At 71.2% G+C, this 23,551-nt stretch carries 22 protein-coding genes; 4 read left to right on the top strand and 18 right to left on the bottom strand.

Features of this window, described 5'->3' with window-relative positions:
- Window positions 1-7: 7 nt before the first annotated feature.
- The 6 genes from SK571_RS14585 to SK571_RS14560 are packed head-to-tail and all read right to left on the bottom strand — an operon-like array spanning window position 8 to window position 6,080.
- Window positions 8-793 carry a class I SAM-dependent methyltransferase gene (locus SK571_RS14585; protein WP_319984590.1) on the bottom strand — a complete coding sequence of 262 codons (786 nt, stop codon included), beginning with the start codon at window positions 791-793 and terminating at the stop codon, window positions 8-10.
- Window positions 790-1,962, bottom strand: a complete 1,173-nt coding sequence (locus SK571_RS14580; protein ID WP_319984589.1) for an MFS transporter — start codon at window positions 1,960-1,962, stop codon at window positions 790-792. Before SK571_RS14580 ends, SK571_RS14585 begins: the two co-directional genes overlap by 4 nt.
- Window positions 1,959-2,987: a dipeptide epimerase gene (locus SK571_RS14575; protein ID WP_319984588.1), complete on the bottom strand. Its 1,029-nt coding sequence runs from the start codon at window positions 2,985-2,987 to the stop codon at window positions 1,959-1,961. The genes SK571_RS14580 and SK571_RS14575 overlap by 4 nt, the downstream gene beginning before the upstream one ends.
- Window positions 2,984-4,042: a PLP-dependent cysteine synthase family protein gene (locus tag SK571_RS14570; protein ID WP_319984587.1), complete on the bottom strand. Its 1,059-nt coding sequence runs from the start codon at window positions 4,040-4,042 to the stop codon at window positions 2,984-2,986. Before SK571_RS14570 ends, SK571_RS14575 begins: the two co-directional genes overlap by 4 nt.
- Complete coding sequence (locus SK571_RS14565) at window positions 4,039-4,833, bottom strand: Rossmann-like domain-containing protein (protein ID WP_319984586.1); 795 nt, start codon at window positions 4,831-4,833, stop codon at window positions 4,039-4,041. The genes SK571_RS14570 and SK571_RS14565 overlap by 4 nt, the downstream gene beginning before the upstream one ends.
- Entirely contained in the window at window positions 4,830-6,080 is a 1,251-nt protein-coding gene (locus SK571_RS14560) for an ATP-grasp domain-containing protein (protein WP_319984585.1), read from the bottom strand. Before SK571_RS14560 ends, SK571_RS14565 begins: the two co-directional genes overlap by 4 nt.
- A gap of 225 nt (window positions 6,081-6,305) precedes the next feature.
- Here SK571_RS14560 and SK571_RS14555 point away from each other — a divergent pair, with 225 nt between their 5' ends.
- From SK571_RS14555 to SK571_RS14540, 4 genes are all read left to right on the top strand, one after another.
- Window positions 6,306-6,962, top strand: a complete 657-nt coding sequence (locus SK571_RS14555) for a class I SAM-dependent methyltransferase (protein WP_319984584.1) — start codon at window positions 6,306-6,308, stop codon at window positions 6,960-6,962.
- An 84-nt stretch (window positions 6,963-7,046) separates the two neighbouring features.
- The gene (locus SK571_RS14550; protein WP_319984583.1) at window positions 7,047-8,543 is read left to right on the top strand and encodes an ABC transporter substrate-binding protein; all 1,497 of its coding nucleotides are present in this window, start codon (window positions 7,047-7,049) and stop codon (window positions 8,541-8,543) included.
- Window positions 8,540-10,321, top strand: a complete 1,782-nt coding sequence (locus SK571_RS14545; protein ID WP_319984582.1) for an ABC transporter permease subunit — start codon at window positions 8,540-8,542, stop codon at window positions 10,319-10,321. The genes SK571_RS14550 and SK571_RS14545 overlap by 4 nt, the downstream gene beginning before the upstream one ends.
- 54 nt (window positions 10,322-10,375) lie before the next feature.
- Window positions 10,376-11,164: a hypothetical protein gene (locus SK571_RS14540; RefSeq protein WP_319984581.1), complete on the top strand. Its 789-nt coding sequence runs from the start codon at window positions 10,376-10,378 to the stop codon at window positions 11,162-11,164.
- A 19-nt stretch (window positions 11,165-11,183) separates the two neighbouring features.
- On the opposite strand, the gene SK571_RS14535 is transcribed toward SK571_RS14540, so the two are convergent.
- The 12 genes from SK571_RS14535 to SK571_RS14480 form a co-directional block, all read right to left on the bottom strand.
- On the bottom strand, window positions 11,184-11,747 hold the full coding sequence (locus SK571_RS14535; RefSeq protein ID WP_319984580.1) for a UbiX family flavin prenyltransferase: 564 nt from the start codon (window positions 11,745-11,747) through the stop codon (window positions 11,184-11,186).
- Window positions 11,744-13,063, bottom strand: coding sequence for a UbiD family decarboxylase (locus tag SK571_RS14530; protein ID WP_319984579.1), 1,320 nt, complete (start codon window positions 13,061-13,063; stop codon window positions 11,744-11,746). Before SK571_RS14530 ends, SK571_RS14535 begins: the two co-directional genes overlap by 4 nt.
- Complete coding sequence (locus SK571_RS14525) at window positions 13,060-13,746, bottom strand: beta/alpha barrel domain-containing protein (protein WP_319984578.1); 687 nt, start codon at window positions 13,744-13,746, stop codon at window positions 13,060-13,062. Before SK571_RS14525 ends, SK571_RS14530 begins: the two co-directional genes overlap by 4 nt.
- 16 nt (window positions 13,747-13,762) lie before the next feature.
- Entirely contained in the window at window positions 13,763-14,416 is a 654-nt protein-coding gene (locus tag SK571_RS14520) for a phosphoribosylanthranilate isomerase (RefSeq protein ID WP_319984577.1), read from the bottom strand.
- Window positions 14,409-15,782, bottom strand: a complete 1,374-nt coding sequence (locus SK571_RS14515) for a TrpB-like pyridoxal phosphate-dependent enzyme (protein WP_319984576.1) — start codon at window positions 15,780-15,782, stop codon at window positions 14,409-14,411. The genes SK571_RS14520 and SK571_RS14515 overlap by 8 nt, the downstream gene beginning before the upstream one ends.
- Complete coding sequence (locus tag SK571_RS14510; protein WP_319984575.1) at window positions 15,779-16,441, bottom strand: transglutaminase-like domain-containing protein; 663 nt, start codon at window positions 16,439-16,441, stop codon at window positions 15,779-15,781. The genes SK571_RS14515 and SK571_RS14510 overlap by 4 nt, the downstream gene beginning before the upstream one ends.
- Before the next feature lie 7 nt (window positions 16,442-16,448).
- Window positions 16,449-17,591 carry an acyl-CoA dehydrogenase family protein gene (locus tag SK571_RS14505; protein WP_319984574.1) on the bottom strand — a complete coding sequence of 381 codons (1,143 nt, stop codon included), beginning with the start codon at window positions 17,589-17,591 and terminating at the stop codon, window positions 16,449-16,451.
- A 13-nt stretch (window positions 17,592-17,604) separates the two neighbouring features.
- Window positions 17,605-17,979 (bottom strand): ectoine synthase, encoded by a 375-nt coding sequence (locus tag SK571_RS14500; protein WP_319984573.1) that lies wholly within the window; start codon window positions 17,977-17,979, stop codon window positions 17,605-17,607.
- Entirely contained in the window at window positions 17,976-18,809 is an 834-nt protein-coding gene (gene trpA, locus SK571_RS14495) for a tryptophan synthase subunit alpha (protein ID WP_319984572.1), read from the bottom strand. Before trpA ends, SK571_RS14500 begins: the two co-directional genes overlap by 4 nt.
- Entirely contained in the window at window positions 18,802-19,800 is a 999-nt protein-coding gene (locus SK571_RS14490; RefSeq protein ID WP_319984571.1) for a hypothetical protein, read from the bottom strand. The genes trpA and SK571_RS14490 overlap by 8 nt, the downstream gene beginning before the upstream one ends.
- Window positions 19,797-21,479, bottom strand: a complete 1,683-nt coding sequence (locus SK571_RS14485; protein WP_319984570.1) for a non-ribosomal peptide synthetase — start codon at window positions 21,477-21,479, stop codon at window positions 19,797-19,799. The genes SK571_RS14490 and SK571_RS14485 overlap by 4 nt, the downstream gene beginning before the upstream one ends.
- 465 nt (window positions 21,480-21,944) lie before the next feature.
- Window positions 21,945-23,435, bottom strand: coding sequence for an aminotransferase-like domain-containing protein (locus SK571_RS14480; protein ID WP_319984569.1), 1,491 nt, complete (start codon window positions 23,433-23,435; stop codon window positions 21,945-21,947).
- Window positions 23,436-23,551 lie beyond the last annotated feature (116 nt).

Below are 23,551 nucleotides of genomic sequence, written 5' to 3'. Positions count from 1 at the left end.
GTTCCTTTCACTGGCACCCGCTTCGGCGGAGGCGGGCCACGACGTGGAGGCGGTCGCCGGACAGCGCGCCGCTCAGCGGGGCGTCGGCGGTCCAGGGCTGGTCGGTGCGGGGGCCGGGGGTGTCGAACAGGGCGACGACGTCGAACCCGGCGAGGTCGAGCAGGTGGCGCAGTTCCTGGGGGAACAGCAGCCGCCAGGCCGACCGCTGCACGAGCGGTTCGGCACGCCCGGCCCATTCCCACGCGCGCCGGCGGCGCAGCAACTGGGCGGCGTGGTCGATCCACAGCTCGGTGTGCGACGTGTACTCGGTGCCGCGCCACGTCACCGAGCGAGTGCGCACACCGTCGAGGAGTTCGGTGTTGCCGAGGAAGAACGCGCCGTTGCGCATCTCCGCGACGAACAGACCGCCGGGCGACAGGTGTGCCCGGCAGCGGCTCAGGAAGGCGTCGAGGTCGGAGTTGGTGTGGCAGTACAGCATCGCGCTGTCCAGACAGGTGACGACGTCGAAACGACGGCCCAGGTCGAAGGAGCGCATGTCGCCCAACACCACGTCGACGGCCGGGTGGTGCTCGCGCACGTACGCGAGCATGTTCTCCGAACTGTCCACTCCGGAGACTCGATAACCGTTGCGGGACAACCAGCCCGCGTCGCGCCCGGTGCCGCACCCGATGTCGAGCAGGTCCCGTCCGCCGCCGAACCGGGTCACCACGTCGTGCACGAACCGGGCCGCGACGTGCCCGGGATCGGGGAACTGGTGCTCGTACAGCTCGGGGTTGTCGGTGAGCAGGTTCATCGGGCGACCTCCGGCTGTCGTGGCGTGAGCGCGCCGCGGCGGTGCAGCCACGCGACCCCCACGGCGCTGATGAGTCCGATCACCACGCACAGCAGGGACGCGAGCCGGTCGCCGAAACCGATGACCCATCCGATCGCGGTGTTGCCCAGGGCGGCGGCCAGCCCGGACCCGAGGTAGAACACGCCGAACTGGGTGCCTGCCAGGCTTTCCGGGCCGAAGGAGGGGATCAGGTCGTAGACGAGCGGGTTCGCGATCATCACACCGACGGCCAGCGCGAGAGTGGCCACGAGCACCGGTACGAGCCCGGACCACAGCGCCGGCGCGGCGAAGCCCGCGCCCATGACGGCGAGGCCCGTCGCGATCGCCGGCCCTCGCGCCCGGTTCGACAGCAGGCGGGTGATGCGCACCTGGAACAGCAGCGTGGCGACCGTGGACACGATGAACAGCGCGGCGACGACGCCCGCCGATCCGGTGGCCTCCTGCGCCTGGATCGGCAACAGCAGGTAGAGCTGGTTCTGCAGCACGAACATCGCGCTCAGCACGCAGGTGAACGCCACGAACCGGCGGTTCGCCAGGCACTCGCGCCAGTCGCCGAGCACCGACCCGCCCCGGCGGGTGGCAGGCCTTGCGGGCAGCACGACGGCCTGGGCGATCGTCAGCACCGCGAAGATCCCGGCCGCCACCACCGCGGCGATCCGGAAGTCCCACAGCAGCAGCACGCTGCCGAGCACCGGCCCGAACAACGCGCCCGCCTGGGCGTAGACGTTGAACCGGGCGAAGGCCTCGGTCCGCGCCTCGCCCGCCTCCAGCGCGATGTACGCCCGCACCGCCGGGTTGAACAGCGCACCCGCGAGCCCGCTGAGCACCGACGCGGCCAGCACCACCGCGAGCGAGTCGCCGATCGCGAACAGCCCGAACCCCACCGCGCGCAGCGCACAACCGGCGAGGATGACGGTCCGCGGTCCCAGCCGGTCCGACGCGGTGCCGCCCACCAGGAACAGGCCCTGCTGGCTCAACGTCCGCACGCCGAGCACCACGCCGATCACCGCGGCGGACATGCCCAGGCCGCCCAGGTGCACGGCGAGGTAGGGGATGAGCAGGTAGAAACCGGTGTTCACGGCGAACTGGTTGACCAGCAGCAACCGCACCGGCAGCGCGAACCGGCTCATCGCCGCACCACGCCCAGGCCCGGCGCCCCGGCCAGCCGAAGGGTGCCGTCCTCGCCACCGATTCCCGACCACGGGTCGTGGGCCAGCAGCAGGTGCCCGTCGAGGTCGACCCACCGGGCGTGCCCGGCGAGGTGCACCGCGGGCGCGATGCCGAGCGAACTGGCCACCAGGCAGCCGAGCATCACGTCCAGTCCGCCTTCACGGGCGGCCGAGACGATCTCCAGCGCCGGACGCAGGCCGCCGCACTTGGCGAGCTTGACGTTGACGCCGTCCACCGCACCCGCCAGCTTGCGCACGTCGGCGACCGTGGCGGCGTCCTCGTCGGCGACCAGCGGTGCCGGGCACCGTTCGCGGACCCAGGCCAGCGCGTCCGGGTCGCCGGGCGGGATCGGCTGTTCCACCGCGTCGAGCACGACCCCGGCTGCGGTGATCCGCTCCACGAGACGAACCGTCTCGTCTCGGCTCCACCCGCCGTTGGGGTCGAGCACCAGCCGGGCGTCCGGCGCGGCGGCCCGGACCGCGGCCACCGTGGCGACGTCCCGTTCCGGATCGGCCCCGGCCTTGACCTTGAGCACGGAGAACCCGCGCCCCGCCAGCGCGGACGCCCTGGCAGCGGCGTCGTCCGGTGTGGTGATGCCGATCGTGTAGGCGGTCGGGACGTCGTGCCAGTGGGGGACGCCGGCGAGCGCGTGCACCGGCACGGCACCGCGCAGGCCGAGCAGGTCGTGCAAGGCCGCGTCGACCGCCGCCCGCACACCCTCCGGAATCGCGTTGCCGGCGTGCAGGGCGTCGAGCGCGGTCTCCGGCGAGTCCGCGTCGGCGAGGACGGGTCGCAGCCGGCCCAGCAGTGACGTGATCGCCTCCACGTCGAGCCGGTAGTAGACGCTGGTCACCACTTCGCCGTGGCCTTGCAGACCGTCGTGCGTCACGACGACCCGCACGGCGTCCCGGCGGGACATGACCGACCTGGAGATGCGCAGCGGCGTGTCCAGGTCGAGGCCGTAGACCTCCCAGTCGATGTTCACGCGAGCACCGCCGCCCGTGGTGCGACGACCGAGCGGGACCGCGTCCAGCCCGTCGCCTCGACGTGGTGCGGGTCGCCGATCTCCACCGGCCGGTCGGCGGCGGGGCCGAGCAGGTCGCGGGCGTGGCAGAAGTCGTCGTCGAAGATCGTGCCGAGGTAGCGGTGCGGGCCGTCGGGGAAGACGGTCGCGACCACCGCGCCGGGCTCGATCCTGGCGGCCCAGGCGGCGACCAGCGCGACGGCGCCGCTGCTCCAGCCGCCGGTGACGAACGCGTCCCTGGCGAGCCTGCGGCAGGCGTCCACCACCTCGACCGGGCCGAGCCAGTGGACCTCGTCGAACTCGGCGTAGGCGACGTTGCGGGGGTGGATGCTGCTGCCCAGGCCGCGCATCACCCTGGGCCGCGCGGGCTGGCCGAAGATCGTGGAGCCGACGGCGTCCACACCGATCAGCCGCACGCCGGGCCAGTAGCGGCGCAGTTCGCGGACGACGCCCGCGCTGTGCCCGCCGGTGCCCACGCTGCACACCAGCACGTCGACGGGGTCGAGTTGCTCCACCAGTTCCCTGGCCAGCTCCGCGTACCCGCCGGGGTTGTCGGGGTTGTTGTACTGGTCGGGCCAGTAGACGTCGGGGTACTCGCGCAGCACGGCTTGGAGCCGGTCCAATCGCGCCTGCTGCCATCCACCGACCGGGTGTGGCCGGTCGACCACCTCCAGCCGGGCCCCGTGCGCGCGCAGCAGGGCGCGCATCGACGGCTCCAATTCGCTGTCCACGACCAGGACCACCGGGTGGCCGAAGGCCTGGCAGGCGAACGCGAGGCCGAGACCCAGCGTGCCGCTGGTCGACTCCACGACCACCGCGCCGGGGCGCAGCTCACCGCGTTCGCGTGCGGCACGCAGCATCGACACGGCACCGCGTGCTTTCATGCCGCCGGCGCTCAGACACTCGAGCTTGGCCCAGAAGCCGCCGTGCCGGTGCGGCAGCGGGGTGTCGATGCGGGCGACCGGGCTCCGTCCGAGAAGGTCGAGCAGGTGCCGGTTCTGGCGGGGGACCGTCACGACGGGCGCTCCGTGTAGTGGTGGATCGTGGTGGGGCCGCCGTCGAGCCAGAAGAACGGGTACGGCTCGGCTGACACGGCGCGCACTCCGGCTCCGATGAACCACGGGAGGATCGCGCTGGCCGTCTGCGCGAACAGCGTCACCGGCTTGCCCGCGCCGGCTGCGCGGCGCAGCAGCGGTTCGAACGTGCCGTTGCCGACCGTCATCCCCGAGGCCAGCACGAGATCGCACCCGTCGAGCGCGCTCTCGGCGTCCGTGGCGATCGGCTCGTCCCACTCGGTGTGGCCGCCCTTGAGATCGCACGGCACGTACGTCGCGCCTCGCTCTCGCAGGTGGTGCAGCAGCGAGTTGACCACTCCGACCACCAGAACCCGGTCACCCGGCGCGGGGTCCAGCAGGTCCACGACGGCCTCCGCCCGTGCCATGGACTTGGCCAGGGAACTGCCGGGGCCGATGGTGAGCGACTTCGTGGCGGACAGGTGGTGCGGGCGGACGTGCGCCAGGTACGCGTCCAGCGCGGCGGTGCGGATGGCCGGGTTCGGGTGGCCGAGCAGGTCGAGGACCGTCGCCCCGACGCAGGCGTGCACGTCGTCGTCGGCGATGTCCTCCACCGCGCAGGAACCGATCGCCTCCTCCACGCGGAGGCTGACCACGGTGTTGCGGTACGACTGCCCGCGCGTGGCGTGCCGGGCGCCCTGTCTGGTGGTGAACCCGACGGACACGGTGCACGTCGCCGGGCCGGCGCCCAGCCCGCCGCCCCGGACGAGCTCGACGAGGTCGGTGAGCGTCACGCGGGCACCTCGGCGTAGTCGACCGACAGACCGCCGACGAGCTGCTCGGCCCGCGCACGCGCGCCGAGGCCGGCCGGATCGGTCACCACGACGTGGCCGAGGTAGCTGTTGTTGCTGGTCGGGTCGCCCGCCCGGTGGCCGGGCTGCTTGATCGACCAGTCCACCACGTCGGGCGCGGTGCCGAGCGCCTCGGCACCGCGGACAGCAGCGACCAGCCCGGAACGTCGAGGCAGGACGAAGGAGATCGCGGCGCTGCGCACGCCGGTGTCCGCCGGGTTCAGGTCCGGTCGTTCGCCCACGGCCAGCTGCGCGTACGCGGCGGGCAGGTCGATGCCGGTGACGCGACGGACCAGCTCGGTGATCTGGTTGCCGGCCGGGCGCGGGTTGACCTCGACGAGCTTCGGGCCGTCGGTGGTCAGCTTGACCTCGGTGTGCGCGACACAGCGGTCCAGGCCCAGCGCCTCGATGGCGGCGACGGCGACGGCCTCGGCCCCGGTGGTGGGCAGGTCGGCGGGGAACATGTGTCCGCTCTCCACGAACCACGGGTCGCCCGCGATGCTCTTGTCGGTGACGCCGACGACGTGCGTGGCACCGTCCACCGTGACGGTCTCCACGCTGACCTCGGGCCCGGTCAGCAGCTCCTCCACCAGCACGGTCCGGACCCTCGGCTGGTTGCGGGCGTTGACCGGGAACGCCTCCATCGCGGCGAACGCCTCGCGCAGCTCCGGCTCGTCGGCCACCTTGCGCACGTGCATCCCGGCGCACAGGTCGACCGGCTTGACCACCAGCGGATAACCCAGCTCCGCGGCGGCCTTGGCGAGCGCGGGCCAGTCGTCGGCGAGGGCGAAGCGCGGACCGGGTACATCCGCCTCGAGCAGGGCGGTGCGGGTGAGGTCCTTGCGGCAGGCGCGTTCGACGGCGAGTGGGTCGGGGCCGGGCAGGCCGAGGTGCGCGGCGACCCGTGCGACGGTCGGGAGGTAGTAGTCGCAGGACGAGATCACGCCGTCGAAGCGCAGGACCTCGTGCAGCCGTTCGACGTGGTCGAGCAGGGCGGGCACGTCGTTGGTCTCCGCCGTCAGCACGTTCTCCGCGGCCAGCAACGGGTGCGGGTGTGAGGGGGCCGCGCGCAGGTAGTGGTGCAGATCGCGGGTCAGGAACGTGAAGCGATGCCCTGACTCGTTGACCGCCCTGGGCAGCAACGAGCTCATGGCACCGACCCAGCTCTCGATCATCAACAGGTGACCCACCAGTCCTCCTCCTCGGTCGCGAGCCGTGCGGCCGAACCTGGAGAACATGGTAATCATTATCGATGTCGTTTCGACACCGCCCTACGGGGAAGGTAGGACGGCGGTGCACTTGGGCCGGTGGGTGCGACCGGCTGGACTGACGTCGTGACAGCTCGTCGGACGACTGCGACCGCATCCCTCTGGGCACGACGAGGACCGTCCCCACAGGATTGGAACGAGGAGTTCATGGATGAGGACCGGCAGAGTGAGATCCGCGGCGCGTTCGACGCCGCGGCGGCCGATTTCGCCGCTCTGGGGCGGTATCTGTGGGAGTCGATCGGCGCGGCGGCGGTCGCGGTCGCCGCTCCGGGACCGGGTGAGCGCGTTCTCGCCGCGTGCTGCGGCACTGGCGCCTCGGCGATGCCGTCCGCCCGGCTCGTCGGCCACGACGGTCTCGTCGACGCCGTCGACACGTCCGGTCCCATGATCGACCAGCTGCGGCGGCTGGCGGCCGATCTGCCGCAGCTGCGCGCACACCGGGCGGACGTCACCACGTGGGCCGCGAAGGGCTACGACGTGGTGCAGTCGGCCCTGGGCATCTTCTTCTTCCCGGACATGACGGCCGGAACCGACCACCTGATCAGCCGGGCGCGTCCCGGTGGCCGCGCGGTGTTCACCATCTGGCGCGGTGAGTCCATGGCCGCGGCCGGCCGGCACCTCGGCCGCGCCATCGCCGAGGCCACGAACACGCCACCGCCCGCGCCACGCCCGCCGCATCTCGTCGACCAGGTCAACCAGGCCGGCAGCTATGCGGACTGGCTGACCGAACGCGGCCTCGTCGACGTCGACGTGACCGAGCTCGACGCCACCACCCTGATCGGCAGTGGGCGCCGCGCCACGTGACGTGCAACTCGTGAGCTAGATGCAAATGATTGTCATGAGCTAGCGTCGCCGGTGTTAACGCTCTCATGACGACAGGAAGCTCACATGCACCTCCGCGCGCCGCTGGCCGCCGTCGGACTGTCCGCCGTCTCGGTCCTCCTCGCCGGGTGCTTCGCCGCCGGGGCCGGGCAGACGGCCGGGCCGTCCGGAGAGCACCGGATCAAGCTGGCCATGATGCAGCCACCGCGGTCCGGGCTGTCGCCGTTCAGCGACGACGCGTTCAAGCTGTCCCGCTGGTCCACCGCGGAGACGCTGGTGACGCTGGACGGCAACGGTGACGCCCGTCCGGGGCTCGCCACCGAGTGGCGGCGCACCTCGGACACCGCCTGGGAGTTCACCGTCCGGCCAGGGGTGAGTTTCCACGACGGCACCGTCCTGACGGCCGCGGTCGCCGTGAACACCCTCACCAAGTCGACGAAGGCGGTGCCGAAGCCGCGCATCCTCGACGGCGTCGCGCTGACCGCGGCCGTACAGGGTGACAAACTCGTCGTCACGACGGGTACGCCGGATCCGTTGCTGCCGCAGCGTTTGTCGTCACCTCAACTGTCCATTCTGGCCGAGAGCGCGTACGCGGCGGACGGCAAGGTCACCCCGGTGGGCACCGGCAGCGGGCCGTTCCGGCTCGTGCAGGTGAACGGCACCGCCAGCGCCACCCTCGACCGTTACGACGGCTACTGGGGTGACAAGGCGAAGGCCGCGGGCATCGACGTGTCGTTCGTGCCGGACGGCACTGCGCGCGCGGCGGCGATCCGCAGCGGTGAGGCGCACATCGCCGAGGCGGTCCCGGTGTCGCAGGCCGCGCTGCTCGACGCGCAGACCATCAGCGAGGTGCCGATGCCGCGCACCAACACGCTGTACCTCAACACGAAGTCCGGACCGTTCGCGGATCCCGCGCTGCGTGCCGCGGTCCGGGAGACGATCGACCGCGGCCAGATCGTCAGCACCGTCTACGAGAACCGCGCCGACGTCGCCAAGGGACTGCTCGGGCCGGCACTGCCGTGGACGGTCCAGGCCAGGAAGGAGCTGACCGGCCGCCTCACCGCCGGCCGCGCGAACGGCGCCACGATCACGTTGGCGACCTTCACCGACCGCGCCGAACTGCCCGAGGTCGCCTCTCTTGTGCAGCAACAGCTCCAGGACGCCGGGTTCAAGGTGAACCAGGTCGTGCGCGAATACGCCCACATCGAGCAGGACATGCTGGCCGGCAAGTTCGACGCGTTCATCCTCTCCAGGGCGACCGTGCTCGACTCCGGTGACCCCGTCGCCTACCTGAAGTCGGACTTCACCTGCGGCGGTTCGTTCAACATCGCGCGGCTGTGCGACGAGAACGTCGAGCAGGCCGTGCGCAAGGCCGAGGGCGCCGAAGCCGGCGACCAGCGTCGTGCGGCGATCCTCGAAGCCGAGGCGGCCGTGCTGCGGACCGACGCCGCCATCCCGATGCTCCACGAGCGCGTGATCCAGGGCGACGCCACGTCGGTCGCCGACTCGGTGAAGGACCCGCGGGAACGCGCGCTCATCACCTCCGCCACGCACGTGAAGTGAGGACGGAGTCGTTGCGGGTCCTGGCTTCCCGATGCGGTGCGCTCGCGCTGATCACCGCCGTGGTGGGGCTCCTGCCCTGGCTGTCCGGGCGTGATCCGGCGCTGTCGGTCCTGCGGGCGCTGTCGGCGGAGCAGGAGCCGACGCGGGAGGCCCTGGACGCGGTCCGCCGGCAGCTCGGTCTCGACGCCGGTCCTGTCACCATGCTCGCGCGCTGGGTGTCCGGGCTGGTGCGGGGAGACCTCGGCCGTTCGTGGATCAACGGCGCCGAGGTGCTGCCGAGCGTCCTGTCCGGTCTCGGAGTCTCGTTGACGCTGATGAGCGCGGCGCTGGTGGTGGTGCTCGTGGTGTCCGCGGCCCTGTGCCTGCCGACCCTGCTGCGAGGTGCCCGTGGAGATGCGGCCGCGACGACCGGAGGTGCGGGCGCCGCACTGGCCGCGCTGCCGGAGTTCCTGCTCGCCGCGGTGCTGCTGGTGACCCTGTCGGTGTGGCTGGGCTGGTTTCCCCCGTACGGCTGGGACGGTCCACTTCACCTCGTGCTGCCTGCTCTTGCCCTCGGCATCCCTGGGGGCGCCGTGCTGGGCACGCTGCTCAACGACGCACTTCCGGCGGTCTTCCAGGAACCGTGGGTGGCGGTGTGGAAGTCGTGGGGGTGCAACCGCTCGGTCCTCGTCCGCGGAGTGCTCCAACGTGCTTTGCCGCCGTTGCTGCCTCAAGCAGGCCTGGCGGTGGTCGGCCTGACCGGCGGTGCCGTGGCGGTGGAGGCGGTCTTCGCGGTGCCCGGCATCGGGCGCGCGGCGCTGGGGGCGGCCCGAGCGCAGGACGTGCCGATGCTGCAGGGAAGTGTGCTTGCGCTGCTTCTGCTGGGCCTGCTGGCCGGCGCGGTCGTCGGTGTGGTCCGGCGGCGCATGCTGGGTCCCGCGCTGAGGGATGCCGCGCTGTCGTTGCCCCCGCATTCGCGGTGGGTGCCGAACAGGCTGCACGTCGCCATTCCTCTCGGGGCCGCCGTGCTGATGGCGGTGGTGATCGGTTGGGGTCTGCTGCGGGATCCTCTGCGGATCGACGCCGTGGCCAGGCTGGCGTCGCCGACCTGGGCACATCCGCTGGGCACGGACGGACTCGGACGCGACGTCCTGGCGCGGGTCGCACACGGCGCACCGGCGACGATCGGCGTGGCCGCCGCGGTCTGCGCCTGCTCGTACGTGGTCGCCCTGGCCATCGGCTTCCTGCCGAACGTCGCCCGCGGTCTGGCGGAGGCGTCGAACGCGGTGCCGCCCGTGATCGCGGGCATCCTCGTGGCCGCGGTGCTGGGCCCCGGCACGTTCGGCGCCTCGCTGGCCGTCGCACTGGTCTCGTGGCCCGCCCTGGCCGCACACGCCGCCGCCCTGGTGGAACAGACGCGCGCGGCCACCTACGTGAAGGCCCATCGAGCGCTGGGCGCGTCACCGTCCCGGATCGAGCTCCGCCACGTGCTCCCGGCCGTCGCCGGACCCGTCGCCCGCAACGCCGTCCTGCGGCTGCCCGGCATCGCACTGGCGTTGGCCTCACTGGGTTTCCTCGGCCTCGGAGCCCAGCCGCCCGCTCCGGAGTGGGGCCTCATGCTCGCGGAGTCGCTGCCTTACATCGAACGGGCGCCGTTGGCGGCGCTGAGCCCCGCGGTGATGTTGCTGCTCGTCGCCGTCGTCGCGATGTCGTTGTCCGCTCTGGCTTCCGCCCGAGCACACGATCCCCGGCGCCGTCAACCGGTTGATCGACCCACATCGTCCGGCGCGGGGCGCTGATAGTTTGGGGCCAGCTCAGCCGGACCAGTGGCTCGAACAGGAGGAACAAGTCCTTTGTGGAAGTTCAGAACGGCTGTACTCGCTCTCGGCGTCACGGCCGCGGTAGTCGGGGGCGCCCCGGCCGCCCAGGCCGCGGACACCTGGCAGGCCTTCGACAAGAACTGCGTGACCGTCATCGGCTTCGGCGGCGCGATCGCCGGTTCGGTCTGCGCGCAGGTGCAGAAGCGCGTCACCGACACCGGTTCGATCAACGGTTACCGCGCCAGGGTCATCGTCACCCCCGCCGAGGGTCACTCGTTGAAGCCGACCACCCACACCTGGAGCTCGGACGGCGCCACGAACCAGATCTGCACGGGCGGCTGCGCCCCGCAGACCTCCGAGTGGACCTCGGCTTGGACTCCGGTCAAGGCCACCGCCGGGTCCTACACCGCCAGGGGCGAGATCTCCGGTGACTACATCTTCTCCGTCTCCGCCTCCTGGAGCAACTGGACGCGGATCGTCGCGAAGTGCGTCGACGACGCCGCCGGCAAGCTCTGCGTCTACCGGCATGAACGTGCCTACCGGGACGTCTACCAGGAGCGTGCCAAGCTGACGGTCACGCCGTCCGCCGGAAACTGGGTGGAGCCGCGGTGGGTGCGGGTCGGCATCGTCTCGGACGGCACCGACGACCACAAGACCCGCGACCTCTGCGACCCGTCCTGCACCCGGCGCACCGCCCCCTGGTCCGTCACCGTGAGCCAGACCGCCGGCAACATCGGCAGCAACTACCAGCGCTACGCGTCCGCCCAGGTCGCCCTGCCCTCCGGCGAGGTCAGAGTGATCAAGGCATCGCTGTCCAACTGACCTCGTCACGGTTCCGGCGTCAGTCCGGCGGGCCGGTCCACCGGGGCACTCCCGGCAGGTCGAGGCCGAACTGGTCGAGTACCCGCGCGACGATGTGCGTGATGATCTCGTCGATCGAGGCCGGCCGGGTGTAGAACGCGGGCACGGGCGGCGCGATCACGGCGCCCATCCTGGTCAGCGCCAGCATGTTCTCCAGGTGGATCTCGGAGAGCGGCAGCTCGCGTGGCACCAGCACGAGCTTGCGGCGTTCCTTCAGGGTCACGTCGGCGGCGCGCGGGATCAGCCCGTCGCCATAGCCCGTGCGCACCGCCGCGAGCGTCTTCATGCTGCACGGCACGACGATCATGCCGTCGGTGCGGAACGAGCCACTCGCGATCGCCGCGGACGCGTCGCCGGGGCCGTACGAGACCGAGGCGAGCGCGCGGACGTCAGCGGCCGTGAAGTCGGTCTCCATCTCCAGCGTCGCGCGGCCCCAGCGGCTGAGCACCAGGTGGCTCTCGACCTCCAGTTCCCGCAACGCTTCCAGCAACCGCACCCCGATGATCGTGCCGGTCGCGCCGGTGATTCCGACGACGAGTCTCAACGGAAGCTCCGGCAGGTCGTGGTGAACAGCTCGAACGGGGTGGTGGCGTCGATGAACGTGCGGGTCGTGCCACCGCGTCCGCCGCGCCAGTCCGCGGCCTGCGACGGATCCATCGGCAACGCGCGGAAGCCGTCGAACGTCGTGCAGTCCGTGCCGAGGTTCGAGCGGGTCGTCACGGCCCACCACACGTCCTCGGGGTTGCGCAGGTTCACGTCGGGATCGGTGAACACGACCAGCTTGACGAACCGGTGCTGCTCGAAGATCCGCCGGGCGATGTGCGCGAGCCGTTCGTCCGAAGTGGACGACGTCTTGCGGATCGCGACGGCGAGCGTGAGCATGCCGCCGCCCGCCGGGGTGAAGTGCAGGTCGTCGATCAGCCGCCAGTCCTCGTCGGTGCCCGACAGCGCGACCGACAGCGCGCCGGCGAGACCGAGGATCACCGACTGCTCGCGGCCGGGCCCGATCACCGCCTGGTAGGCCGGGGCGCGCCGGGTGGTCACGGCGGTCACGGTGATCACCGGCAGACCGGCCCGCGACTCGCCGTCGTAGCCGAGGAACTCGGGCAGCGACACCGGTGGCGGCTCGTCGGCGAGCGTGCCGTCGAGGTAGCCCTCCAGCACGATCTCCGAGTCCGCGAGCACCCGCACCGGCTGGGTGACGCCGTCGGCGACCCTGATCGGGGCACCGGCCAGCGCGCCCGCCATCTCCAGTTTGGTCGCTTCGGCCGGGAGCACGGCACTCGACAACGCCGAGGCCACCAGCGCGGCCGGGGGAACACCGATGTTGATCGACACCGGCAGCCGTTCGGATCGCTGGTACAACGCCAGGAGCTGACGGCCGGGCACCATCCAGATGGCGATCCGGGAGTCGTCGAGCACGAGCATCCGGTGCACGGACAGCGCTTCGCCCGCGTGCACCAGGCCCATCGTCAGGAACGGTCCGGCGTCACGCGGCGTCGCGCGCAGCACCGGCAGTCTCTCCAGCGCCGAGACCTTCTGCTGACACGGAACCGAGGTCACGTGTTCCGGTGCGATCCGGCTGGACGTCAACTCGGCCACGGCGTCCACTGTGGACCGTTCGGGCAGGCCGGGCAACCACGAACGCACCCGGTCCTCGTCGCCGTACATGCCCAGCAGCACCGGAATGCGGTGGCCGGTGGCGGTGTACCGCACGGTGGGTTCGGCACGGCTCAGCGAGGTCGCGGGCACACCCGCGTACCGGGCCGCGAAGTCGGCGGCGATCCGGTCCGCCGGGAGCGCGACGTCGTGGGTCAGCACGGACTCACCCACCGCGTCACGCAGCGAAAGGGCCTTCATGCCGCCGCCCTGGCCTGCGAGAACCGGTCGAACCAGGCGCGCGGACTGCTCGCCCGCAACAGCCCCGTCCCGACCAGCAGAGCGGCGAACCCGGCGTCGACCAGCCGGGCGCCGGTCTCGGGGGTGTCGATGCCGCTCGCGCTGACCGCGCAGGGCGTGCCGGACGCGAGCACCGCGGGCAGCAGGCCGAGCCCCCGGCCGAGGTCGGCCGCGCCGCGTTCGCGGTCCTTGATGTCCTTGTTGTTCACTGCGATCACGCACTCCGAGGCGTCGGCCGGAAGCTCGTCGGCGCCGGTCACCTCGACGAACGGGGTCAGGCCGAGCGCCAGCGCCCGGTCGACCACCCTGGGGAGCGTGGTCGCCGGGAGCAACGCCGCGGTGAGCAGGACAGCGGACGCGCCGAGCTGCCTGGCCTGCTCCAGCTGCGCCCTCGAGGTGATGAAGTCCTTCTGCAGCAACGGCACGTCGACGAGCGAGGCCACCTCGCGCAGCAACTCGGCGTTGCCGCCGAACCACCGGCCGGTCACCACCGACACGCACGCCGCGCCCGCCTCGCGGTAGGCGCCGACGACCTCGGCCACCGAACGCCCGCCGAGCAGGTCCGTGCCGGCCGCGTCCCGCAGCTTCACCTCCGCGATCACCGGCACTCGCGCTCCGGTGATCGCGTCCACGAATGCGCTCATGATTCCTGTCCCGTGCTCACGCGGCCACTCGTTCCGTCCAGTTGCGCCGCAGCGCGGACACCTTCGCCGCGTCGAACGCCCCGAAGGCGTCGCGGGCACCGGTGTCCACGTCCACCCCGCGGAACAGCGGATGGGCGGCGACCGCGGCGAACGCACCCGCGTTGGCCGCGGTGATCCCGCCGGCCAGCAGGAACGGCACGTTCACCGCGTCCACCAGGTCCAGCACCGTCGCGGGCGGGAGCGACCGGGCGGTGCTGCCGATGCGCCCGTCCGCGCCGACCGCGTCGACGAGGAACGAGTCGACCCCGGCCCGTTCGTACGCCCGGATCAACGGCCGCTCCGGGCAGGACGACCCGCTCACGTGCAGCACCTTGATCACGTGCACGTCCAGCTGCTTCAACGCCCGCACGGTGCCCGGCGGCTGGTAGCCGTGCAGCTGCACGACCCGGATGCCGGACACCGCCAGCACGTCCCGCACGTCCGCGGCCAGTGTCACCAGCACCGGCGTGATCAGGTGTGCCGCCGCGGCGAGCGACGTGAGCCTGCCGACGGTGAGGTCGGCGTGGCCACCGGGAACCCCGTGCCACAGCCCCACCAGGTCGGCACCCGCCGCGGCGAGCAACCCGAGGTCCTCCGTGCTGGTCGCGCCGCAGACCTTCAGCTCAGGCATCGGCCAGCGCGGGCACGGTGGGCAGTGCGGCGAGCGCCGCGTCGAGCCCCGCCTGCGAGTACGCCTCGTCCCGCAGCGCTCCGGTCAGGTGCGCCTCGTAGGCGGACAGGTCGAAGTGGCCGTGTCCCGACAGCCCGAACAGGATCGCCTCGGAACGACCCTCCTCCTTGCAGCGCAACGCCTCCGCGATCGCGACCGAGATCGCGTGCGTCGACTCCGGCGCGGGCACGATGCCCTCGGTCCGCGCGAACTGGATGCCCGCGGCGAAGCACCTCGTCTGCTCGACCGCGACGGCCTCCAGCAGATCCGCCTCCAGAGCCGCGCTCACCAGCGGCGCCATGCCGTGGTAGCGCAGGCCTCCCGCGTGGAACGACGGCGGCACGAACGTGTGGCCCAGCGTGTGCATCTGCAGCAACGGGGTCAGGCCCGCGGTGTCACCGAAGTCGTAGGCGAGCTTGCCGCGCGTCAGCGTCGGGCACGCCGCGGGCTCGGCCGCCACCACCCGCACCGACTGGCCGCCCCTCAGCCGCTCACCGATGAACGGGAAGGTGAGGCCGCCGAGGTTGCTGCCGCCGCCCGCGCAGCCGATCACCACGTCGGGGTAGTCGTCGGCGAGCTTGAACTGCGCCAGCGCCTCCTGGCCGATCACGCTCTGGTGCAGCAGCACGTGGTTGAGCACGCTGCCGCCCGCGTAGTTCGTCTCGGGGTCGTTCATCGCGACCTCGAGCGCCTCGGAGGTGGCGATGCCGAGGCTGCCCGCGCAGTCCGGGTCGTCGGCGAGGATCTTCCGGCCGGCCTCGGTCTCGGTGCTCGGCGACGCCACGCACCGCGCGCCGTAGGTCTCCATCAGCAGCCGGCGGTAGGGCTTCTGGTGGAAGCTGACCTTGACCATGTAGACCTGCACCTGCAGGTCGAAGAGCGCGCCCGCCAGCGACAACGACGAGCCCCACTGACCCGCGCCGGTCTCGGTGGCGAGCTTGCGGATGCCCGCCTCGTGGTTGTAGAACGCCTGCGCGATCGCGGTGTTCGGCTTGTGGCTGCCCGCCGGGCTGCCGCCCTCGTACTTGTAGTAGATCCGCGCGGGCGTGTCCAAAGCGCGCTCCAGCCGGCGAGCGCGGAACAACGGCGCCGGCCGCCACTGCGCGTAGATCTGCCGCACCGGCTCCGGGATCTCGATCTCCCGCTCGCGGCTCAGCTCCTGCTCGGCCACCGTCGCCGGCATGATCGGGGTGAGGTCGTCGACGGTGATCGGCGCCCCGGTTCCCGGATGCAGCAACGGCGGCAGACCGGGCAGGTCGGCGGCCAGGTTGTACCAGGTGGTCGGGATGTCCTTCTCGTCGAGCAGGTACTTGATCTGGTCGGTCATCTCACGTCTCCAGTGTGTGCGTCGGCGAGCAGGGATCCCGCGGCGAACCGGTCGTCGGCCTCGAACAGCCGCGGGTGTGCGGTGCGCAGGCCGTCCAGCACGAGGTCGTGGGGCAGGTCGTCGAACTCGCCGTGCTCGTGCAGGAACTCCATGTGCTCACGGCCACGCGAGTCGAACGGGTGGTACAGGCTGTCGGCCGTGCCGTCGAAGTCCAGCGGCGTGATGCCGTAGAGCCGGCACAGCATCTTGTTGAACACAGGGGTGGCGCGTACCCACTTCTGTCCGTTGTAGACGGACGTGAGGCAGTGGAACCGGAACACGTCGCCGCCGACGAGCTCCCGCAGCCGTGGCGAGGCCAGGTGGTTGCGGACGTCGGTGAGCACGAGCCGGGCCGGTACGCCGATCGACCGCAGCGCGGCGGCGTACACGATCGACTTGTGGATGCACATGCCCGATCCGCCGCGCAGCACCGCGCTCGCGCGCAGGCCCTCGCGGGACAGGTCGGCCCCGTACACCTCGTACCGGATCTTGTCCCGGACCGCGTAGTAGAGGGCGACGGCCTGTGCCATCGGTGAATCGGCAGTGGACCCGGGAATGGCGGACACCGTGCGCGCCACGAAGGCCCGCACCTCGTCCGAGTCGTGATCGATGAACTCCACGGTGTTCCTACTTCAGGCCGAGCATCGCGGCGATGCGGTTGCGTTGGATCTCGGAGGTGCCCGAGTAGATCGTTCCGGCGACGGCGTTGCGGAGGTCCTTCTCCAGGCCGTACTCCGCCATGTAGCCGTTGCCGCCGAAGATCTGCACCGCGGCCATGGCGGACGCGACGTTCTGCTCGCTCGCGATGAGCTTCGTGATCGCCATGTCGGTGGTGACGCTCTCGCCACGGGTGACCTTGACCGCCGTGTCGTACAACCACTTCCTGGTCGTCTCGACGCCGATCTTCATGTCCGCGATGCGATGCGAGACGGCCTGGTACGAGCCGATCGGCGAGCCGAAGGCGGTGCGTTCGCCCGCGTAGCCGACGCACCGTTGCAGCCGGTGTTCCATCTCACCGAGGTTGATCACGAACGAGCACAGGATCTCCCACTTCATCACGAAGTCGAGCACCAGGAAGCCGCCGCCGGCACGACCGACCACGTTGGTCGCGGGGATCCGGCACTCGTCGAAGTACAGCTCGGCCAGTGGCGCCGTCCGCAGCCCCATCTTGGGAATCGGGTTGCCGACGGCGAACCCCGGCGTGCCGCGTTCGACGAGGAACGCGGTTGTGCCGAGCGGTCCGCCGTCGGGGTGCGTGCGGGCGTAGACCACGAAGAGATCGGCCACAGGCCCGTTGCTGACGAACGTCTTGCTGCCCGTCAGCACGAAGTCGTCGCCGTCGCGGACGGCCCGGGTGTTCATGGCGAGAGCGTCCGAGCCGCCGCCGGGTTCGGTGATCGCGTGGGCGCCGATCCTGGTCCCGTCGCAGACCGCGGGCAGGTAGCGGTCCTTGAGCGACGCAGAACCGAAGCGCTGCAACGGGATGCCGGTGCTGACCATGTGAGTGGAGACGGCGAAGTTGAGTCCGCCGTCCCGGCAGCCGTGCCCGAGCGCCTCCAGCAGGTACATGGTGGTGAGCAGGTCCTGCCCGAGCCCACCCCACTGCTCGCCGAAGGGCAGCCGCAGAATGCCGCATTCCCGCACGAGGTCCCACTTCTCGTGCGAGAAGCCGCCTTCGGCGTCCCGCTCGACGTGGTTCTCGCTGAGCCTCGCGGACCACGCCGTGAGGCCGGCCCGCAGCGCGAGCTGGTCGGAGTTCCAGTTGATCACGAACCCGCTCCGGTCAGTAGTGGGAGAACTCGGCGGAGTCGAGGCTGTGCCGCTCGTTCCCGCGCAACGCGGGGGAGAAGACGCACACCAGCCTGAGATCCGTGTCCGGTGCGGCGACGAGGAAGTGCGGGTCGTTGTGGTCGAGCGCGTAGAGCGTGCCCGGCTCGATCGGATGCGCGACCCCGTCGAGGTCGATGACCTCGCCCCGTCCCTCGATGCAGTAGCAGGCTTCCAGGTGGTTGCGGTACTCCAGGCGGGACTTCGTGCCGGCGCGGACGATCGTGTCCGTCACGGTGTAGCCCATGTTGTCGGAGTTCAGCAGGAACCGCCTGCTCAGCCCGTTGCCCCAATCCACCGACGGGACGTCGTCGATCTTTCGGATGATCATTTCCGCTCCTTGTCTTCAGTGCTTCCGCTGGTGGTGGGCGTCAGGGGGAGTGCGAGTGCTCGGACGAAGCCCGCGAGGTTCTCGACGGGATCGCCGGTCTCGACCTGTTCGACGGTCGCGCTGCCGATCACGACGGCGTCGGCGCCCGCGGTGTGCAGGGCGAGGACGTCGGCACGCGTGCGGGCGCCGAACCCGACCGCGATCGGCGCGGACGTCTCGGTCCGCAGCCGGCTGATCGGGTCGGCGAGCGCGGCGAAACCGCCGGGCGGGCGTGCGCCGCTGCGGCCGTAGTGCGCGACCAGGTAGAGATAGGCCGACGCGTGCGCGGCGGAGTGCCGCCGCGTGTCGTCGGGGGAGTTCGGGTAGCAGGTGGTGACCAGCGGCAGCCCGCGATGGGCGGCGGCCGAGTGGTAGTCCTCGCGCAGCCGGGGCGGGAGGCCGTGCAACAACAGGGCGTCCGCCGCCGAGTCCGCGATCCTGGCGACGAAGTCGGCGATGGGCGCGGGCTTGACGGTGTGGCTCCAGTCGGCCAGCAACGCGATCTTGGTGTGTCGCAGGCCGGGCACCACGTCGGAGAGGAAGTCGAGCACCGCGGGCAGATCCACGCCCCTGGCGAGGGCGCGATCCGCGGATCGGCGCACCGTCGGGCCGTCGGTGAACGAGTTCGGGAACGGCACCGCGAGCTCCAGGCAGTCCACCCGGTGCTCGTCGAGCATCGTGACGACGTCGCGCAGCGCGGGCAGCGGCGGATCGCCCGCGTTGAGGAACAGCGCCAGACCCGGTGCGCCGCCGAAGAACCCGGAGGTGAGCCCGGAAGTGTGCTCAGCCATGAGCCACCACTCGTCGCATTTGTTCGGCCAGGGCCCGCGGGGCACCGTCGGCGACGGCGGCGCGGGCGGTCCGGAACCCGGCCCGAAGATCGGGTTCGTGTCCCGCGGCCACGGCGAGCGCGGCCGCGTTCAGGCACACCGTGTCCACCGCGGCCGCCGGTCCCCGGCCGGCCAGCAGGTCCAGGAAGTGCTCGACGACGTCGTCCTCCGGCTGTGCGGCGAGCTGGGCCAGGTCGCCGTCGCCGACCGGCTGGACCTGGAGGTCCAGGGCCCCGTGCACCGAGTTCGCCGTGAAGCTGATCAGCTCGTCTGCGCCGAGGTCGTTGGCGCACAACCAGATCCGCTTCTCGGGCTGTGCCGCCGCCAGTGCCCGCAGCGCCGGCAGGTGCGTCGCGTCGGCCACGCCGGTGAGCTGAGCGGACACCGGGAGGTCGGCCAGGAACGGGCCGACCGTGTTGATCCAGCGCCCGATCGTGCGCAGGTCGAGCGGCAGCACGGTCCGCGCGAGCCTGGTCAGTTCGGTGGGGTAGACGAAGTAGCCGGCGAACGCGATGCCGAACCGGTCCAGCAGGTGGCCGGTCTCCTCGTAGGACCGGGTGAGGCCGATGCCGAGCCGGTCGAGGAGGTCGATCGACCCGACCCCGCCGGAACTGGCGCGGGAGCCGGTCTTCACCACCCGCACGCCCATCGCGGTGGCGACGAAGGCGGCGGCGGTCGAGATGTTCGCGGTGCGGGGGCCACCGCCGGTGCCGACGATGTTCACCGCCGCGGGAAAGACGTGGCCGTGTGCCGGTCTGCGTTCGTGCAGCGACTGGACGACCGTGGTGACGGTGGCGGGGTCCGGCATGGTGGTGGACAGCGCGGCGAGCACCGCGGCCGCCTCCGCGCGGTCGACCCGCCGGTCGCGCAGCCGGTCCCAGAACGACCGGCACATCGGGAGCTCGACGAGGCGGCGGCGGTTGACCAGCGCGTCGAGCAGGTCGTGGGTCATCTGTCGGCTGCCCGCTGTGCTCCGGCCGGCTGCTTCACCTGGTTGACGAACGCGTTGATCGCGGCGATCGTGCGGAAGCTGTCGGGCTCGAGGTCGATGTCGTCCACCGCGAGCTCGAAGCGGTCCTCCAGCCAGGCGATGACCTTCAGCAGGCCGAGGCTGTCGATGACACCACCGGCGAGCAGGTCGTAGTCGGCCGCGAGGTCCTCTGCCGAGATGTCGGGCACGAACTCCTCGACGATGAACTTCGTGATCTCTCGGGTGTGGTCCATGTCCTGGTTCCCCTTGGTGTTCCTGCGGACGAGCAGTTGCCGGTCCGGCTTGCCCGTCGACGTCCTCGGCAACGGTTCGGCGGTGATGCGGATGGTGGACGGAATGGAGGTGGCAGCCAGCCGTTCGGCGCAGAACTGGCGCAGCACCAGGGTGTTCAGCCCGGACGACGGTGCCCGGCGCAGCTCGGCGTGCAGCAGGTGCCCGGCGAGCGGGTCCGGCACGGCGACCACGGCGGCCTCGGCGATCTCCGGGTGCTCCTGGAGCACCCGTTCGACCTCCTGGACGTTGGTGCGCACTCCCCGGATCTTCACCTGGAAGTCGTTGCGGCCCAGCAGGGTCAGCGCCCCGTCGGCACCGACCCGGACGAGGTCGCCGGTCCGGTAGAAGCCGTCGGCGGTGAACCGGTCCGCGTCGAGCGCGGGATCGAGGTACCCGGTGGTCTGGAAGGGCGTCCGCACCTCCAGCTCGCCGGTGCCCTGTCCGCGCAGCGGCCCGTGCTCGGCGACGACCCTGATCTCCACGCCCGGCAGCGGTAGGCCGAGCGGGATCTGACCGGCGGGCAGCCGGGCCGGGTCGAGCTCGTGCACGAGGCTGTCGTTGGTCTCGGTGCAGCCGTAGAGGTTGTGGATGCGAGCGTTCGGGAACAGCGCGGGCAACCGGGCCAGGGTGCGCGCCGCGATCGTGTCGCCGGTGATGATCACCTGGCGGACGTGCGGCTGCGGCGGTCCGCCGGCCAGCAGCTCGAACAGCATCGGCACGGCCTGCACGACCTCGACCTCGTTGTCCCGCAGCAGATCGGCGAGATGTGCCGCGTCGGTGCCGCGGGCGGGGTCGGCCAGCACGACCGTGCCGCCGTGCTTGAGCGTCGCCCAGATGTCGAGCAGGCAGAGGTCGAAGTTCAGCGGGCTGTAGTTCAGCACCACCCCGGTGAGACCGAAGTGCGCAGCCGCCCAGTCGGTGAACCGGTCCACCGCGCCCTCGGTGAGCGGCACGACCTTGGGCCTGCCGGTCGAGCCGGACGTGGTCAGCATGAACGTCACGCGGTCCGGGTCGGGCGTGAAGGTGTTGACGCCTCCCTGACCCGGCCGCTGAGTGTCCACTTCGGACAGAACGGTCGTGCAGCCGCTCGCGGCGAACAGCTCGGCGAGAGTCTGTTCGGCGAGGGTCGCCGAGGGAAGCAGGAACCGGCGCTGCGCCAGCAGACAGCCGAGCACGAGTGCGACCGACTCCGGGCTCTTCGGTGCCCGCAGGCCGAGCGGTGTGCCGTCGTCCGGCAGGCACACGATCCTGGCCTGGGCCCGGCGTGCGCCGAGGTACAGCTCGCGGTAACTGACGGTGCGGTCGCGCCAGACGAGTGCCGGTGCGTCCGGCTGCTCGTGCGCGATGTTCACGAAATTGTCTGCCATCGACTGCAAGAAAATTACACCCCTGGTTTTTCGGGCAGCCTGACCAGGCCCGTCCCCGGTGATTGGGAATGTGGCTGCCGTGCCGACGCAATCCAATTTTCAACTACTGCTGGTCGTTCGCGACCGAGTCCCCCCTCGGGCTGCGGCGACACTGTTCAAGTGTTAGCACGTCGAAGCTGGATACAAAAGAATTGTCCCGAAGTTCTTAGCAGGCGGGCGGTCTGGTCGAGCAGCGCCTCCCTGCGCTCGACGGCCCGAGCAACCTTATGTTGGTCCATGTTGCGGGGGCAATATGGACATTGGTGGCGATCCACTGCTCTTTTCGGCCGAGCTTGGACTGGGATCGTGCCAAGAAATGGATTGCTTTTAATGGGGCATGCAAATGGGGAAACTGCCGGTTCATGGATGGTGATCGGGCGACTACGGAGTGCTTTTGGTGTTCGTTTACAAACCGTAGTCGAGCGACTACACGGAAGGACCGAGTGTGCTGTTTTCCGGACCGTGACGGCGTAGTTCGAGCCATGCCCGCTGGAGCCGGCGAACGAGTACGGTCAACGTCTCCTCCGGGAAGGTGAAGGGCAGTCGCAGGAAGTTGTCGTGGCCGCCGGTGGGGTCTGCCGCCGCGCCGGGCACGACCTCGACGCCGTGACGGAGAGCGATCTGGGCGAAGACCCGCGCATCGGTGTCCGGCAGCTCGACCCACAGCGCGGACCCGCCGTCGGGCACCCGCCAGCTCCACTCGGGCAGCGCCTCGGTGAGCAGCTCGCACAGCTGGTCCAGCCGGGCCTGCAGCACCCGCGCGCGGCCGGCCGCGATGGTGTCGAGCCGCGGCAGGATCCTGGCGGCGAGGGCCTGGTCCAGCACGGGACTGGCGAGGTCGGCGAGCACCTTGTAGCGCGCGAGCCGTTCGATGATCCCGCCGGGAGCGCGCAGCCAGCCCATCCGCAGCCCGCCCCACACCGCCTTGGCGAGCGAGCCGACCGTGATGACCTCGGCGCCGTCCGGTGCGCAGCCCGCGATCGGCGGCAGCGGACCGGAGCCCTCGCCGGCCGAGGTGGCGTCGAAGGACGTGTACGCGTTGTCCTCCAGCACCGGCACCTCGAACCGGGCGGCGATCTCGGCGACGCGCCGGCGGCGGGTCGCGGACATCAGGGTGCCGGTCGGGTTGTGGTAGGTCGGCATCACGTAGAGCAGCGCCGCCTGGTGCTCCGCGAACGCGCGCGTGAGGCCGTCGGCGGAGATGCCCTCGTCGTCCAGCGGCACCGAGATCATCTTGGCGCCGGCCGCGCGGAAGACGTCCAGGCAACCGGGCCAGCTCGGCGCCTCCACGACCACCGTCGAGCCCGGTCGCAGGTACATCTGCGCCACCAGGCCGAGCGCCTGCTGCGCACCGGTGGTCACCAGAACCTGGTCGGGGACCGTTGGCACGCATAGGTTCTGGTAATAGGCAGCAATCGCGTTGCGGAACGGCGGGAACCCGCGCGGGTGGTAGCCGACGTCGCCGAGCAGGCTGGTCATGTCCTCGTCGACCAGTTCCCGCAGCGCGTCCGCGAGCTCGGGCGCCGCGGGCTCGACGGCGAACGCCAGCGAGATCACCTCGCCCGGTCCGTCCACGAGCCGCTGGAAGATCGACGTCGCCCGGCCGCCCGGCACCCGGCCGTCCGCGCCGGCCCGGCGCTTCACCGGCTCGGTCGTCACCCTGGTGCCGCTGCCCCGTTTGCTGCTGACCATGCCGCTGTCGCGCAGCTCGTCGTACGCGGCGACCACGGTCGCCCGGCTGACCTGGAGCATCCTGGCCAGATCCCGTTCCGACGGCAGTCGCTCGCCGTGCGGCACGTCGCCGGCGCGCATGGCCCGGGCCATTGCGCCGGAGAGCTTGCGGTAGAGCGGGCCGCGGGCCGACGCCCAGTCGCCGAGCACCTCGACGAGCTCGGCCGGGTCCTGGAAACGGTCCATTTGACGCTCCATTGGCACTGGTGGACTGGAAACGGTCCGGGCCAAGCTAGCTCATCACACCGGCGCTGCGGGGGCTCTTCGCCGGTCTCGGGATTCAACGGGGTGGGGGTTCATGA

This window comes from Lentzea kristufekii (assembly GCF_033949925.1).
Classification (GTDB): domain Bacteria; phylum Actinomycetota; class Actinomycetes; order Mycobacteriales; family Pseudonocardiaceae; genus Lentzea; species Lentzea kristufekii.
The sequence above is the reverse complement of the archived record's forward strand: the minus strand, read 5'-3'. Positions and strand labels throughout refer to the sequence as shown.